This window comes from Albidovulum sediminis (genome assembly GCF_025380365.1).
Lineage (GTDB): Bacteria > Pseudomonadota > Alphaproteobacteria > Rhodobacterales > Rhodobacteraceae > Albidovulum > Albidovulum sediminis.
The window spans coordinates 299,349-313,581 of record NZ_JAOCQF010000002.1 but is presented as its reverse complement, the minus strand read 5'-3'; the positions used below and the strand labels follow the sequence as shown (position 1 = coordinate 313,581).

The 14,233-nt window shown below is 68.8% G+C and carries 15 protein-coding genes; 7 read left to right on the top strand and 8 right to left on the bottom strand.

Annotation, left to right across the window (positions count from 1 at the left end):
- Window positions 1-57: 57 nt before the first annotated feature.
- The 3 genes from N5I32_RS13200 to N5I32_RS13190 form a co-directional block, all read right to left on the bottom strand.
- Window positions 58-1,323, bottom strand: a complete 1,266-nt coding sequence (locus N5I32_RS13200) for a vWA domain-containing protein (protein WP_261496343.1) — start codon at window positions 1,321-1,323, stop codon at window positions 58-60.
- A gap of 9 nt (window positions 1,324-1,332) precedes the next feature.
- Window positions 1,333-2,244 (bottom strand): AAA family ATPase, encoded by a 912-nt coding sequence (locus tag N5I32_RS13195; RefSeq protein WP_261496342.1) that lies wholly within the window; start codon window positions 2,242-2,244, stop codon window positions 1,333-1,335.
- A gap of 103 nt (window positions 2,245-2,347) precedes the next feature.
- Window positions 2,348-2,599, bottom strand: coding sequence for a DUF167 domain-containing protein (locus N5I32_RS13190; RefSeq protein WP_261496341.1), 252 nt, complete (start codon window positions 2,597-2,599; stop codon window positions 2,348-2,350).
- 114 nt (window positions 2,600-2,713) lie between these two features.
- On the opposite strand from N5I32_RS13190, the gene N5I32_RS13185 reads away from it, so the two are divergent.
- The 3 genes from N5I32_RS13185 to N5I32_RS13175 all read left to right on the top strand — a co-directional run bounded on the left by N5I32_RS13185 (window position 2,714) and on the right by N5I32_RS13175 (window position 5,223).
- The gene (locus N5I32_RS13185) at window positions 2,714-3,814 is read left to right on the top strand and encodes a class II histone deacetylase (protein WP_261496340.1); all 1,101 of its coding nucleotides are present in this window, start codon (window positions 2,714-2,716) and stop codon (window positions 3,812-3,814) included.
- A 138-nt stretch (window positions 3,815-3,952) separates the two neighbouring features.
- Window positions 3,953-4,531 (top strand): nitroreductase family protein, encoded by a 579-nt coding sequence (locus tag N5I32_RS13180; protein WP_261496339.1) that lies wholly within the window; start codon window positions 3,953-3,955, stop codon window positions 4,529-4,531.
- Window positions 4,531-5,223, top strand: coding sequence for an EI24 domain-containing protein (locus N5I32_RS13175; protein ID WP_439648202.1), 693 nt, complete (start codon window positions 4,531-4,533; stop codon window positions 5,221-5,223). Before N5I32_RS13180 ends, N5I32_RS13175 begins: the two co-directional genes overlap by 1 nt.
- Window positions 5,224-5,234: 11 nt before the next feature.
- Here the strand turns inward: N5I32_RS13175 and N5I32_RS13170 are convergent, their stop codons facing one another.
- Both N5I32_RS13170 and mce read right to left on the bottom strand, forming a co-directional pair.
- On the bottom strand, window positions 5,235-5,522 hold the full coding sequence (locus tag N5I32_RS13170) for a DUF1467 family protein (protein WP_261496337.1): 288 nt from the start codon (window positions 5,520-5,522) through the stop codon (window positions 5,235-5,237).
- A complete protein-coding gene (gene mce / locus N5I32_RS13165; RefSeq protein WP_261496336.1) occupies window positions 5,522-5,926 on the bottom strand; it encodes a methylmalonyl-CoA epimerase in 405 nt (134 codons plus the stop codon). The genes N5I32_RS13170 and mce overlap by 1 nt, the downstream gene beginning before the upstream one ends.
- Before the next feature lie 156 nt (window positions 5,927-6,082).
- Here mce and N5I32_RS13160 point away from each other — a divergent pair, with 156 nt between their 5' ends.
- Window positions 6,083-6,787, top strand: coding sequence for a response regulator (locus tag N5I32_RS13160; protein WP_261496335.1), 705 nt, complete (start codon window positions 6,083-6,085; stop codon window positions 6,785-6,787).
- A 14-nt stretch (window positions 6,788-6,801) separates the two neighbouring features.
- Here N5I32_RS13160 and N5I32_RS13155 read toward each other — a convergent pair whose 3' ends face one another.
- Window positions 6,802-7,509: a GNAT family N-acetyltransferase gene (locus N5I32_RS13155; RefSeq protein WP_439648197.1), complete on the bottom strand. Its 708-nt coding sequence runs from the start codon at window positions 7,507-7,509 to the stop codon at window positions 6,802-6,804.
- Window positions 7,510-7,836: 327 nt separating this feature from the next.
- On the bottom strand, window positions 7,837-8,595 hold the full coding sequence (locus tag N5I32_RS13150) for a hemerythrin domain-containing protein (protein WP_261496334.1): 759 nt from the start codon (window positions 8,593-8,595) through the stop codon (window positions 7,837-7,839).
- Between the two features lie 98 nt (window positions 8,596-8,693).
- Between N5I32_RS13150 and N5I32_RS13145 the strand changes: the two genes are divergently transcribed.
- Window positions 8,694-9,623: a LysR family transcriptional regulator gene (locus N5I32_RS13145; RefSeq protein WP_261496333.1), complete on the top strand. Its 930-nt coding sequence runs from the start codon at window positions 8,694-8,696 to the stop codon at window positions 9,621-9,623.
- On the opposite strand, the gene aspS is transcribed toward N5I32_RS13145, so the two are convergent.
- Window positions 9,601-11,382, bottom strand: a complete 1,782-nt coding sequence (aspS, locus tag N5I32_RS13140; protein ID WP_261496332.1) for an aspartate--tRNA ligase — start codon at window positions 11,380-11,382, stop codon at window positions 9,601-9,603. The two genes, N5I32_RS13145 and aspS, sit on opposite strands and share 23 nt — an antisense overlap.
- Before the next feature lie 267 nt (window positions 11,383-11,649).
- On the opposite strand from aspS, the gene N5I32_RS13135 reads away from it, so the two are divergent.
- Window positions 11,650-12,888 carry a glycosyltransferase 87 family protein gene (locus tag N5I32_RS13135; protein ID WP_261496331.1) on the top strand — a complete coding sequence of 413 codons (1,239 nt, stop codon included), beginning with the start codon at window positions 11,650-11,652 and terminating at the stop codon, window positions 12,886-12,888.
- Between the two features lie 10 nt (window positions 12,889-12,898).
- On the top strand, window positions 12,899-14,203 hold the full coding sequence (locus N5I32_RS13130; protein ID WP_261496330.1) for a glycosyltransferase family 87 protein: 1,305 nt from the start codon (window positions 12,899-12,901) through the stop codon (window positions 14,201-14,203).
- Window positions 14,204-14,233: the final 30 nt, after the last annotated feature.

Genomic DNA, 14,233 nt, shown 5'->3' with positions numbered 1-14,233 from the left:
TCCGCTGCCCCCTCTGCCCGCCAGTGGCAAAAGGTCGGGGGCCGGCCGCGCCGGCGGCTATCCGTCGGGCCCGACCAGCCGCATCAGCCGGTCCTTCTCGCCCCGGTCGCCGGTGTCGGAGATCGCCCGCCCCAGCGCCTCGAGCGTGGCGATGGAATGGCCCGCGCGGAAGGCGTCGACATGGGGCAACATTGCGCGGATGCCGCGCGCCTTCGGCACGAACCCGTCCCAGCGCAGGAGCGGATTAACCCAGACCAGCCGCCGCGCCGACAGGTGCAGCCGCTCCATCTCGCGCGAAAGGTCGGCCGCGGGGTCACGGTCAAGCCCGTCCGAAACCAGCAGCACGACCGCCCCCTGCCCCATCACGCGCCGCGACCAGTCGCGGTTGAAGGCGTGCAGGCAGGCGCCGATCCGGGTGCCGCCCTGCCAGTCCTGCGCCTCGGCCCCGGCGGCGGCCAGCGCCGCGTCGACGTCGCGTTGCGCGAGGTGCCGGGTGATGTTCGTCAGCCGCGTGCCGAAGGTGAAGGCATGGACCTTGGCCCAGCCCGCGCCCTTGTGGTTGGCGACGGCGTGAAGGAAATGCAGGACCATCCGGCTGTACTGCGACATCGAACCGGAGATGTCGCAGAGCACGACCAGATTCGGCCAGCGCGTGCGGCGGCGGCGCTGCGCCAGGACCGCAACCTCGCCCCCGCGCCGGAGCGCCGCGCGCATCGTCGCACGCCAGTCGGCAAGGTGTCCGCGCGGATCGGCCACACTGCGGCGCGACACGATGGGGCGCACCGGCAGCGACAGCCGCGCGATCATCCGCTTCGCCTCGGCGATCTCGGCCATCGACATCTGCTCGAAATCGAGCGTGCGCAGCCGCTCCTCGGTCGAATGGGTGCCGGTCGCGTCGACGTCGATGCGAACCTCCTCCTCGCCCGCGGCCTCCTGCTCCGGCGGCGGTCGGTCAGCGCCGTCCAGAAGCGCCTCGGCCGCGCGCCTTTCGGCGGCAGCGGCGGCGCGTTCCTCCTGCACACCGCGCACGGCAGGCAGCAGAAGGCTCATCATCTGTTCCAGATAGCGCGGATCGCGCCAGTAAAGCCGGAACACCTGCGCGAAGACCGCCCGTTCTTCCGGGCGCGAAACGAAGGCCGCGTGCAGCACCCAGTAGAAATCGCGCTTTTCGGTGAAGCCGGCCGCCTCCACCGCGCGGATGGCATCGACCACGCGACCCGGCCCGACCTTCAACCCCGCCTTGCGCAGGGCGCGTGCAAAATAGGTGATGTTGTCGGCAAGCCGCCCGTTGTCGGGAATGTCGAGCAGCCGGCCCTCCGACATGGCCCGCCCCTACTCCGCCGCCAGACCGGCGCGGACTTCGTCAAGGATCTGCTTCGCGGGCGACCCGGTGATCTTCTGGATGTCGTCCTGATACTTCAGGATCGCGCCGAGCGTATCGGCGATGACCTCGGGCGAAAGCGCGATGACGTCGAGCGCCAGCAGGCACTTGGCCCAGTCGATCGTCTCGGCGACGCCCGGCTTCTTGAACAGGTCCTCGGTCCGGAGCCGCTGGACGAAAGCCACGACCTCGCGGCTCAACCTTTCGGTCGCCTCGGGGGCGCGGGCAAGGACAATCTCCATCTCGCGGGCGAAGTCGGGATAGTCGACCCAGTGGTACAGGCAGCGCCGCTTGAGCGCGTCATGCACCTCGCGCGTGCGGTTGGAGGTCAGGATCACGATCGGCGGCTCCGGCGCCCGGATCGTTCCAAGCTCCGGGATCGTGACCTGGAAATCCGACAGCGCCTCCAGCAGGAAGGCCTCGAACGGCTCATCCGTGCGGTCAAGCTCGTCGATCAGCAGGACCGGCGCGCCGCCGGGCTGGGGGCGCATCGCCGCCAGAAGCGGACGCTCGATCAGGTAGTCCTCGGTGAAAAGTTCGGCGCGCAGCGCGTCGCGGTCGGCCCCGCCCCCGGCCTCGGCGGTGCGGATCGCGATCATCTGCGCGGCAAAGTTCCAGTCGCAGACCGCCGAAGCCGCATCGAGCCCCTCGTAGCACTGAAGCCGGATCAACCGGCGCCCAAGACCGGCGGCGATCGCCTTGGCGATCTCGGTCTTGCCCACGCCCGCCTCGCCTTCCAGGAAGAGCGGCCGGTCAAGCTTCAGCGACAGGAAGACCACCGTCGCCAGCGCCCTTCCGCAGACATAGTTCTGGCCCGCCAGCAGGCGTTCGACGGCGTCAATGGACTCTGGCACTTGTGTCACGGCGTGATGGCTCCCCCTCGCGGTGGCGCCATGCTGGCAGATCGGATCGCGCGGTCAAGCCTTGCCGTGGCGTGCGCGCATGCGACCAAAGGACAGGTCGGCCCTATTCGACAACACGAAAGACCTTGTCGCGCGCGGTCTGGCCGCGCACCAGAACCAGGCGCGATTTCGCCACCCCGAGCGCCGCGGCAAGAAGCTTGCGCACCGCCTCGTTCGCCTTGCCGTCTTCGGGGACAACGGTCACGTAGACGCGGATCGCGCCGCCTTCGGACACGACGGCGTTGCGCGAGGCACGAGGCGTCACGCGCACCGGGATATCCGTCCCTGGAAGGGCGAGGCGGCTGAGGTCGTCCATGCGTCTTCCTGCCACGGATGCCCCGCAAAGCCAATCGCCCCCGCCGGGGCCCTGCTGCCCCTTGCCTGCGATGCGCACCCCGTCCAGACTGCGCGCAACACAGCGGGGCAAGCGATGACCACGGCCTTCTTCACCGATGAACGCTGCTTCTGGCATGGTGGCGGCAACTACGTGCTGACTGTCCCGGTCGGCGGCCTGGTCGAACCCGGCGGCAGCCTGCCCGAGACGCCCGCGACCAAGCGGCGGCTGCGCAACCTGGTGGAGGTGTCGGGCCTCGTCCGCGACCTTCGCGTCACCTCGGCGCCCGAAGCCACGCGCGAGGATCTGCTGCGCGTTCATCCGGCCTCCTATCTCGACGCCTTCAAGGCCGCATCCGACGCGGGCGGGGGCGAACTGGGCCTGCGCACGCCCTTCGGGCCGGGCGGGTACGAGATCGCGGCGCTTTCGGCGGGGCTTGCCCGCGCGGCGCTCTTTGCCGTGCTTGAAGGGCGCGCGGCCAATGCCTATGCGCTGTCGCGCCCGCCCGGCCACCATTGCCTGCCCGACTGGCCGAACGGCTTCTGCCTGCTGAACAACATCGCCGTCGCCGTCCGCGCCGCCCAGGCGGCCGGGCTTGCGCAGCGTGTGGCCGTCGTCGACTGGGACGTCCACCACGGCAACGGGACCGAGGCCATCTTCCTTTCCGACCCCTCGGTCCTGACGATCTCGCTGCATCAGGACCGCAACTATCCGCTCGACACCGGCGGGGCGGAGGTGCGCGGCAAGGGCAAGGGGCACGGCTTCAACATCAATGTCCCGCTGCCGCCCGGCACCGGCCACGCCAGCTATCTGGAAGCGATGGAGCGGATCGTGCTGCCCGCCCTCGCGCGGTTCCGGCCCGAGGTGATTGTCGTGGCCTCGGGCTACGATGCCTCCGCGATGGACCCGCTTGGCCGGATGCTTGCCACCGCCGAGACCTTCCGCCTGATGACACGCCAGGTGATGGCGGCGGCGGACGATCTGTGCGGCGGGCGGCTCGTCCTCGTCCACGAAGGGGGGTATTCGGAACTGCACGTCCCTTTCTGCGGCCATGCCGTCCTGGAAGAACTGTCCGGCAGCGCCGTCCGCGCGCCCGATCCGCTGGCCGAGACCCTGCGCGCGCGCCAGCCCGGAGCGGAGTGGCAGGCCCATGTCTCCGACCACATCGGCCGCCTCGTCGCCTGGTTCCACGCCTGAGGCACTCGTACCCTCGCGAAGGCACCCCGTCGCACGCGGCATCGCCAAAGTCGGTGGACAGGTCGCAAACCTGTCTTCCGGGGCTTGACCCCGCCGCCGGACCGGCCGACATCAGGGCGACCGAGCAAGGAGACCGCGATGCCTGTCCCCAATCCCGCCGCGATGGAGTTCTTCCTCACCCGCCGCTCGCGGCCGCCGAGGACGCTGACCACCCCGGTGCCTTCGCGCGGCGACCTCATGCCGATGCTGACCGCGGCGATGCGCGTGCCCGACCACGGCAAGCTCGAACCCTGGCGCTTCATCGTGCTGGAACGCGCGGCCCTTCTCCGGCTTGCCGAGGCCGCCCGCGTCCGCGGGGCCGAGATGGGGATCGAGCCCGAGCGGATCGAGAAGGGGGCCGCGCAGTTCGCCGACGCCCATCTTGCCGTCGTCGTGGTCAAGGTGCCGCGCGACACCGGCAAGGTGCCCGAGATCGAGCAGGTCCTGTCGGCGGGCGCGGTCTGCCTGTCGCTTCTGAACGCAGCACTCGCCTCCGGCTGGGGCGCGGCCTGGCTGAGCGGCTGGCATGTCCACGACCCCGACTTCCGCACCCGCGCGCTGGGGCTGGCGGAGGGCGAGTGGGTCGCGGGCGTGATCCACATCGGGACCGAGACATCGGCGCCCCCCGACCGGCCGAGACCCGACCCCGACGCCCTGATCCAATGGGTCGCGGCGTGATCTTCTCCGCCTTCTTCGCCGCACTCGGCCAGTTGAGCGATGCGCGCTTCCTGCGGGTCGTCCTGCTCGGCCTCGCCCTGTCGCTCGCGCTTCTCGTCGCGGCCTATGCCGGGCTGATCTTCGTCATCGACATCTTCACGCCCGACACGCTGACCCTGCCCTGGGTGGGCGAGGTGGAGGGGCTTCATACGCTGCTTGGCTGGGGCTCGCTCGCGGCGATGCTGGTCCTGTCGATCTTCCTGATGGTTCCGGTCGCGGCGGCGTTTTCGGGGCTCTTCCTCGATACCGTGGCCGACGCGGTCGAGGCGCGGCACTACCCCCACCTGCCCGCCGCCCCGCGCGTGCCGCTGGGGGACGCGGCCATCGACGCGGTGAACTTCACCGGCGTCCTGATCGCCGTCAACACCCTGGCCCTGGTGCTCTGGGTCGTCGTCGGCCCGCTTGCCCCCTTCGTCTTCTGGGCGCTGAACGGCTATCTGATCGGGCGGGAGTATTTCCAGCTGGCCGCGATGCGCAGGCTGGGCCGGCAGGCGGCGCGGCAGTTGCGCCGGGACAACCGACTGACCGTGCTGGCCGCGGGCATGCTGATGGCCGCACCGCTGACCGTGCCGGTCGTCAACCTGTTCATCCCGGTCCTCGGTGCCGCGACCTTCACCCACATCTTTCACCGGCTGAACCGGACGCGGGCCTGATCGCGCCCGGCTCAGTTTGACGCAGGCGCCGGGGGATTGAGCCTGCCGAACCAGTCCAGATCGTGGATCGTGATCCATCCCGACAGGATGATACCCGCGATGACCGACCACAGGACGATGGTGACCAGCGTCGTGATCTTCGCCTTGCGCAGTATCTTCGCGTCCGTCGGCGCGCTGGCGGGCGTGCCCGGCGTCACCTCGCCCGCCTCGGCCTGGCTGCCGGGGCGGATCTGCAGGACGATGTAGAAGACCAGGAACCAGATAACCGCGAAAAGGACGATACCGCCGGTAAGGTTCATCAGACCTGCTCCAGTTCCACGAGGCAGCCGTTGAAGTCCTTCGGATGCAGGAACAGCACCGGCTTGCCATGCGCGCCGATCTTCGGCTCGCCGGAACCAAGAACGCGTGCGCCTGCCGCCTTCAGCCGGTCGCGGGCGGCGATGATGTCGTCGACCTCGTAGCAGATATGGTGGATGCCGCCGGCCGGGTTCTTTTCGAGAAACCCCTTGATGGGCGAGGCATCGCCCAACGGATACAGAAGCTCGATCTTGGTGTTCGGAAGCTCGATGAAGACAACCGTCACCCCGTGATCGGGCTCGTCCTGCGGGTCGCGCACGATCGCGCCGAGCGTGTCGCGGTACTGCGCGGCCGCGGCCGCGAGGTCGGGAACGGCGATGGCGACATGGTTCAGGCGTCCGATCATGGGCAGGCTCCTCATAGCGCTTCGACGTCTTATGGGGCGAGGGGCCGGGGCGCGCAAGCGGCAGCACGCCGCAGGACCGGGCCGCGTTAACGCCGCATTAGCCAAATGCCGCCCAGACTGCCCGAACACATCGATCTCATGTCGAGGAGGCAGGCCATGACCGACGCTTTCGAATCCTTCCGCCCCCTGACCCGGCCGACGGCCGAGGAGCCCCTCAAGGGGTTGACCGTTCTGGTCATCGAAGACAGCCGCTATGCCTCGGAAGCCCTACGGCTGATGTGCCTGCGCTCGGGCGCGCGCATCCGTCGTGCCGACTGCCTGGCCTCGGCAAGGCGGCACCTGTCCACCTACCGACCCTCGGTCACGATCGTGGATCTTGGCCTGCCCGACGGGTCCGGTCTCGACCTGCTCCACCGGCTCAACACCCATCAGCCGCGCCTGCCGGTTCTTCTGGCCACCAGCGGCGATCCGTCGCTTGAGCCGGCGGCGCGGGCAGCCGGGGCGCAGGGATTCCTGTCCAAGCCGCTGGCCAGCCTCGCCGCATTCCAACGCACGGTGATCGCTGCCCTGCCGCGCCACGCCCACCCCCCGTCCCCGGTGCCTGTGGACGCCGTCATCACCCCGGACCCCGTCGCCTTGCGCGAGGATCTGGCCCAGGCCGACTCCGCACTTTCCGGCGCGGTGGCGGCAGCACGGCTCGACTACATCGCGCAGTTCCTCGCAGGGATCGGGCGCAGCACGCTCGACCGCGATCTGGAAGAGGCCGCGGCCGGGCTGCGCGGCCTGCCGGCGGCCGAGGCCACGCGCCGCGTGGCCGCCGTGCGCCATCTCGTCTCGGCGCGCCTGCGCAAGGGGGCCTGAGACCGTGCCGGCGATCAGCCCGGATCGCGCGCGACCAGCAGCGGAGCGGTGAGCGCGGCAAGCGCCTGTTTCTGCCGGCCCTGCCCGTCGAAGTTTCCGGGCGCAAGCCAGGCCCGATAGGCCGCCTCCAGCGCCGGCCAGTCCTTGTCGATCGCCGCGAACCAGGCGGTGTCGCGGTTTCTGCCCTTGATCACAGCCGCCTGACGGAACACGCCTTCGTAGCTGAACCCGAACCGCTCCGCCGCCCGTCGCGAGGCGCGGTTTTGCGCGTTGCACTTCCATTCATAGCGCCGGTAGCCCGCGTCGAAGACCCAGGCCATCATCAGGAACATCGCCTCGGTCGCCGCCCGCGTGCGCTGCAGCGCCGGCGCAAAGAGGATGTGGCCCACCTCGATCGACCCGGCCTCGGGCGTGATCCGAAGCCAGCTTGCCACGCCCTCCGCGCGCCCGGTCGCAAGATTGCGGATGGCGTAGAACCAGGGGTCCGGCTTCGCCGCCATGGCGGCGACCCAGTCGGCATAGGCCGCGGCCGAGGCGAAGGGGCCGTAGGGCATGTAGTCCCAGACCGAATCGTCGGCGCGCGCCGCCGCGTCCAATTCCGCCGCATGCGCGGGCACAAGCCGCTCCAGCCGGGCATATTGCCCGTCAAGCGTCATCGGCCCCGGCCAGACCGGAGGACGCCAGCCTTCGACACGTTCCCCGCTGTCGCGTGCCGTTTCCATCACCCGCCCCTTTCCGGCTCCAATGCCATCAGATTCCTGCCGCATTTCTGGGGGAAGTTCATCCTCGGCACAAGCGACCCTGTGGGGGCGGGAGGAGGACAGCGATGAAGCGCCGCGTGATCGAGATCGTCGAAAAACCCGCCGTCGGCTGGGTCTTCTTCGCGCTCAGCGCCGCAACGCTCGCCTTTTCGGTCCTGGCAACCGCCGCCTCTGCGCTCTGATCCGGGAGCGGCCGCGCCGGTCACGGCCTTTACGGCGGGGGAAGGCGCGGGCAAGTGCCGGACTGACGGCGCCCGCAACCGGCGCAGGCATCCTGCCCTTCCAGCCTCAGCACAGCGCGCGCTCCAGCCCGGCCCAGTCGCCGAAGCGCCAGTCCGGCCCGGCCACCGCCGCGAACAGCCCCGCGAAAGCAGCCTCCGGCATCGCCGCCTGCATGCCCGTGACCATTTCCACCCGCTCGGACCGCGAGGCGCCGGCCAGCATGACCCTGAGAAAGGCCGCCATCGTTTCGGGCTCGATGCAGGCCACGATGCCCTGTTCGATCGCCAGCACCTCGTCCTGGGAATAATGCGCCGCGATAAGCGGCATCAGGCGGGTCTCCTCCTCGTGCATGTGGGTCAGGTCGTCGGCCATGAAGAGCGCGAATCGCTGGTAAAGACGGCGCAGGGACGCGCCCCTGTCCGCCCCCGTCCCTGCCATCGCAACCGCGTCCGCAAGTGCCCGCAGTTCGGAGAACGCGGCAAGGTGGTGGTCGTGGTCTTCGCCGGCATGATCGGCGCCACCGGGAATGCGCGCCTCGACAACCGCGTGGATCTTCTCGTTTTCATGCGTCAGATGCGCAAGGCTCAGGTCAAGATGTGCGGATAGCTGCTCCAGCACCCGGGCGATGCTGGCGTCGTCCTGCGCATCCGCCTGGCCAAGCGCGATCAGCATCCGCGCGTTGGCCAGCCTGATGCCCTTGTGGACGGCATGATAAAGGTCGTGGGTCGCCACCTGACGGAGGGGGCGGATATCGGCGTTGGCGTTCATCTTCTGGTCCTCATGTTCCTGGGTCTGTTCGGCCTCGCAGCCGGATCGGGAGGGCATTAGCCGTCTTGCCTTCATCCGTGAATGAGAGATAATCAAATTATCTCTCCGGAATTTTCGGATAATATCGGAGCCCCCCGCTGGACCATCTTCGCGCCATGCGCACCTTCCTGCGCGTCCTCGACCTTGGCAGCTTCACCGCCGCCAGCCTCGATGCGGGCCTGGCGGCCGGGGCGGCAAGCCAGATCGTCAAGGAGCTTGAGGCGCATCTGGGGGTGTCGCTTCTGGTGCGCACGACCCGCAGCCTGCGCCCGACCGAGGAGGGCCGGCAATATGCCGCACGGGCGCGCCTGATCCTTGCAGACGTGGCCGAGCTTGAGGACGACATCGGCGGGGCCGAGCGTCAGGTCCGCGGCCAGCTTAGGGTGCAGGTACCCCCGGGCCTCGCCCGCATGCTGGCGGGCCCCGCGCTCGTCGGATTTCACCGGCGCAACCCTGACTTGACGATCGAGGTCGTCAGCGACAGCGGCATCCCCGATTTCCTGGGCAGGCGGCTTGATGCCGCGATCTTCATCGGCGAGTTGCCGGAACGCGACCTTCTCAAGCGGTCGCTGGGCAGCGTGCCCCTGGTCGTCAGCGCCGCGCCCGCCTATCTGGATCGCCGGGGCCGGCCCGGGACACCGGCAGACCTTGCCAGGCACGACTGCATCGGCATTCTTTCGGGTCTGACCGGCAGGCGGCTTGACTGGCGCTTCCGTCGTGACGGGCGGGACCAGTTCGTGCCGGTGCCGAGCGCACTTGCCTTCGAGTCGAGCGATGCGGCAGTGGCCGCCGCCGTGGCGGGCGGCGGGCTGGTCCAGATGATCGCCTATCTGGTCGACGAGGATCTGCGGCGTGGCGCCCTTGTGCAGGTGCTGGCCGACTGGCTTTACACCGGCCCCGAGATCATGCTGCTGACCCCGCGCCTGTCACGCAAGCCGCGCCGGCTCCGGGTGGTCGAGACGTTCCTCGCCGACACCGTGCGCCGCTATGGCCGGCGCTGGCAGATCGGCGAGCCGCCCCCGTTCATTCCTTCGGCAGAACCCTGAGCCGCAGTTCGCGCAGCTGTTCGTTCGTCGGCTCGCTCGGCGCGCCCATCAGCAAATCCTCGGCCCGCTGGTTCATCGGGAACATGATGACCTCGCGGATGTTCGCGGTGTCGGCCAGAAGCATGACGATCCGGTCGATGCCCGCGGCGCAGCCGCCGTGCGGGGGCGCGCCGTACTTGAACGCCTTGACCATGCCGCCGAAGCGCTTTTCCACCTCTTCCCGGCCATAACCCGCAAGCTCGAAGGCCTTGAACATGATCTCGGGCTTGTGGTTGCGGATCGCACCGCTGACCAGTTCGTAACCGTTGCAGGCCAGGTCGTACTGGAACCCCAGGACCTTGAGCGGATCGCCCTCAAGCGCGGCCATCCCGCCCTGCGGCATGGAGAACGGGTTGTGGGAAAAGTCGATCCGGCCGGTTTCCGGGTCCTTCTCGTACATCGGGAAATCGACGATCCAGGCGAACTTGAAGCAGTTCTCGTCGATCAGCCCCAGTTCGCGCCCGATCTCGGTGCGCGCGCGCCCGGCGATGGCCTCAAAGGTCTCGGGCTTGCCGCCGAGGAAGAAGGCGGCGTCCCCCTCGCCGAGGCCAAGCTGCTGCCGGATGGCCTCGGTCCGCTCGGGGCCAATGTTCTTGGCCAGCGGTCCGGCCGCCTCCATGCCCGATCCGTCTTCGGCCTTGCGCCAGAAGATGTAACCCATCCCCGGCAGGCCCTGCGCTTGCGCGAAGGCGTTCATACGGTCGCAGAACTTGCGGCTGCCGCCGCCGGGCGCGGGGATCGCGCGGATCTCGGTGCCCTCGTTCTCCAGCAATTTAGCGAAAATCGCGAAGCCCGAAGCGCGGAAATGGTCGCTGACGACCTGCATCCGGATCGGGTTGCGCAGGTCGGGCTTGTCGGTGCCATACCAGAGCGCGCTGTCGGCGTAGGAGATCAGCGGCCAGTCCGGGTCCACACGGCGCCCGCCGCCGAATTCCTCGAACACGCCCTGGATGACGGGCTGCACCGCGGCGAAGACGTCTTCCTGGGTGACAAAGCTCATCTCGACGTCCAGCTGGTAGAAGTCGGTCGGGCTGCGGTCGGCGCGCGGGTCTTCGTCGCGGAAGCAGGGGGCGATCTGGAAATAGCGGTCGAAGCCCGCGACCATGATCAGCTGCTTGAACTGCTGCGGCGCCTGCGGCAGCGCGTAGAACTTGCCCGGATGAAGGCGCGACGGCACGAGGAAGTCGCGCGCCCCTTCGGGCGACGACGCGGTGATGATCGGTGTCTGGAATTCGTTGAAGCCCGCCGCCCACATGCGGTTGCGGATCGACCTAACCACGTTCGAGCGGAGCATCATGTTGCGGTGCAGGCTTTCGCGCCGCAGGTCGAGGAAGCGGTAGGTCAGCCGGGTTTCCTCGGGATAGTCGAGATCACCGAAGACCGGCATCGGCAATTCCTCGGCCGGGCCCAGGATCTCCATGTCGGTGACATAGACCTCGATCCCGCCGGTCGGAATCTTGGGGTTCACGAGGCTTGCGTCCCGCGCCTTGACCCGGCCATCGACGCGGATCACGGTTTCCGCCTTCAGCCGCTCGATCGCGGAAAAGGCCGGGCTGTCGCTGTCGGCCAGAAGCTGCGTCACCCCGTGGTGGTCGCGCAGGTCGACGAAAAGAACCCCGCCATGGTCGCGCACCCGGTGCACCCAGCCGGCAAGCCGGATGGCCTGACCGGCATGCGCGGTGTTCAGTTCGGCGCAGGTGTGGCTGCGATAGGCGTGCATGAGCGTCCCCTTCCAGGAGGCGAGATCGTCGTTCGCGCCGATACACCTTGCGGCGCGGGCGAAGTCAAGGGCCGGGGCGCGCGTGTTGCGGATCGGCGTCACCGGCAGCGGCGGGCACGGGCCTTGCTAGGCAACGCGGGCGAAGCGGACTAGCCTGCCGGCATCTTTGGTCCTTTGTCACCCGGAATGCGCAGTTCAGCCAGGCTATCCCATGAAGACGGTCAAGGTGCCCGCTCCGCTCCGGCCGGTGCACTCGCCACCCTGATCGTGGCAATCTTCACCCTCTTCTCCGCGTTCGCCTTCTCGCACGCGTTTTCGGGCGACCTCTACGCCGTCTGGCGCGCGGGCGAATACTTCGGAACCGGCGATCTGGACATTGTCTACCGAAGGGACGAGGCGTTCTTCACCATGCTCCCGCCGGATGCGTGGGCGGGCGAGACGGCGGACGAGGTTTCCGCGGGGGTCATCTATCCCTTCGTCTATCCTCCGCTCTGGGCCTGGGTCGGGTGGCAGGCGCATGGCATCGGCGATTTCGAAACCGTATCGGCGATCGCCAGCATCCTGAACCCATTGATGATCGCGGCGATGCTCATCATGGCGCACCGGCTGTCCGCGCCGGGGATGTCGCAAGGGCTGTTCGTGGGAACGGGGATCCTGTTCTTCTGGTTCTCGATGGTAGGCTCCATGGCGCTCTACCAGAAGCAACCGCAGGTCGTCGTGGCGTTCCTCAGCGTGCTTGCGATCTTCTGCGGGGCGCGGGGGTGGCCGCGCATGGCGGGAACCGCCCTGGCCTTTGCCGCCGCGATCAAGCTTTTTCCCGCCTTCCTGGCGATCTTCTGGCTCGCCTCCGGCCAGCGGCGCGCCGTCGTGGCCTTCGCCCTCGCCGGCGCCCTGCTGGCCGCGCTGTCGGTGGCGGTGGCAGGCTGGCCGCTGCACGAGACTTTCCTGCATCAGGTCGGGCTGATCTCCTCGACCTCGCTTCTGACCCGCCTCAACTATTCGGTCGAAGCCGTCCTGACCGCGGCGATGTTCCCCGGCGCCGTCGAATTCGTCGCGGCAGTCCGGACCGGCATGCCGGAGGGGGCGCAGCCGGGCTGGTTTGTCGTGCCGGAGCCGTTCCTGTCGAACCTGGCCTTCACCGCCGCGCTTGCCGGCGCCATCGCATGGCTGGCGCGGGGCTTCCGACGCACGGGCGGGCAGGTCGTCATGCTCTGGCCCCTGGCGCTGATGATCCTGACGTTGCTCAGCCCGATTGCCTGGGCCTACTACTTCCTCGCCCCGCTGGCCTTCCTGCCGGCGATCTTCGACCGGTTCAGCCCTTTCCGTGCGATGGCGTTGTTCTTGATCCCGCTGACCCTCACCTCTCCCTTCGTGCAGACCTGGGTTCTCGGGCCGCCTTCCGGGATCGACACCCACCGTATCGCAATTCAGATCCTCGGGGTGCTGAGCATGGGACTGCTGACCGGCGCCTTCTGGGCGATCTGCCGGCGCGACAGGATGGGTTAAGGGAGCAAAGATGAAGGAACGGCAGACCAGCCCCAAAGACGCGGGAGAGCGCCGTGAACGGGCGCTCTGCGTGCTGCTGCTTGCCCTGTGGTTCGCGGCGGCACTTGCGGGCCACTGGCACAGCCCCTCCTCCGACCTTGCCCCGCTCTATCTGGCCGGCCATTTCCTGGCCGAAGGGCGGCCCGACCTCGTCTATGCGGCACCGCCGCTTTTCTTCGGCGGCACCCCGCCCGCCTGGACGGAAACGCTCGACGCCATGGGCAATCCCTGGCCGCATGCGTTTCCCTACATCTACCCGCCGATCTGGGCGAAGCTGCTGTCGTTCCTGGCGCCGCATGTGGGCCCGGTGACCTTCACCAAGGCGGTGATGGTGCTGCACGTGGCGCTGATGGCGGTGGCGGTGGCGGTGGCGGCGCGGCTTGCGCGACCCGCAGGGGTGCGGCCCCTGCTCTGGGTCGTATTGTCGCTGGCCCTGCTCCAGACCTCGGTATTCTCCGAAACCGCGCTGCACTTCAACCAGCCGCAGGTCACGGTGATGTTCCTGACGCTGTTGGCGTTCGAGCGGTTGCAGGCCGGCAGCGACCGGGCGGCGGGCGTTCTTCTGGGGGTGGCGGCGGCGCTGAAGATCCTGCCCGGCGTCTTCGTGCTCCTGTTCCTGTTCGAGCGGCGCTGGCGTGCCGCCGCGGCCTTCGCGCTGACGGTCGCGACACTCGTGGTGCTCAGCTACCTGCTGGCGGGACAGGCGCTGCACGGCGATTTCCTGGCCGCCGCCGATCGGATAGAAACCACGCTGCCGGTGGTGCCGTCGAACGCCTCGGCGCAGGTTTCGCTGATGCTGGTGCTGGACACGCTGGGCCTCGCGAACCTTCCGATGACGCCGGCCGGCGCCTTCCTCACCCCGGCGGAATTCCCGGCGCTGCCGGCTGTGGCCTGGGGTGCGCGGGTGGCGCTTGTGCTGCTGATCGCGCTGTTCGCGATGCGGCTTCACCCCCTTGCGCCACGGGCGCGGCGGGCGCTGGGGCTGCTGGCGCTGTCGATCCTGATCGCGCTTTTCAGCCCCGTCGGCTGGCTGCACTACTACGTCATCAGCCTTCTGCTTCTGCCGCAACTCGCGCTTCAGGCGCCGCCCCGCATCGCCGCTCTGGCCTTCATCGTCTTCGGCGCGCTGACATCCTCGACCCTCTACATCCGCTCGGTCCTTGCCTTCGGATGGGACTGGACGATCATCAACATCGCGGTCTCGGTCCTGTGGTTCGCGGTCCTCTTCGTGATCTGGCGCGCTGCCGGGCGCATGGCGGAAGAACGCCCCGCCTGAATGCGCCATCGGCCCTTGCGCCCCGGCCCG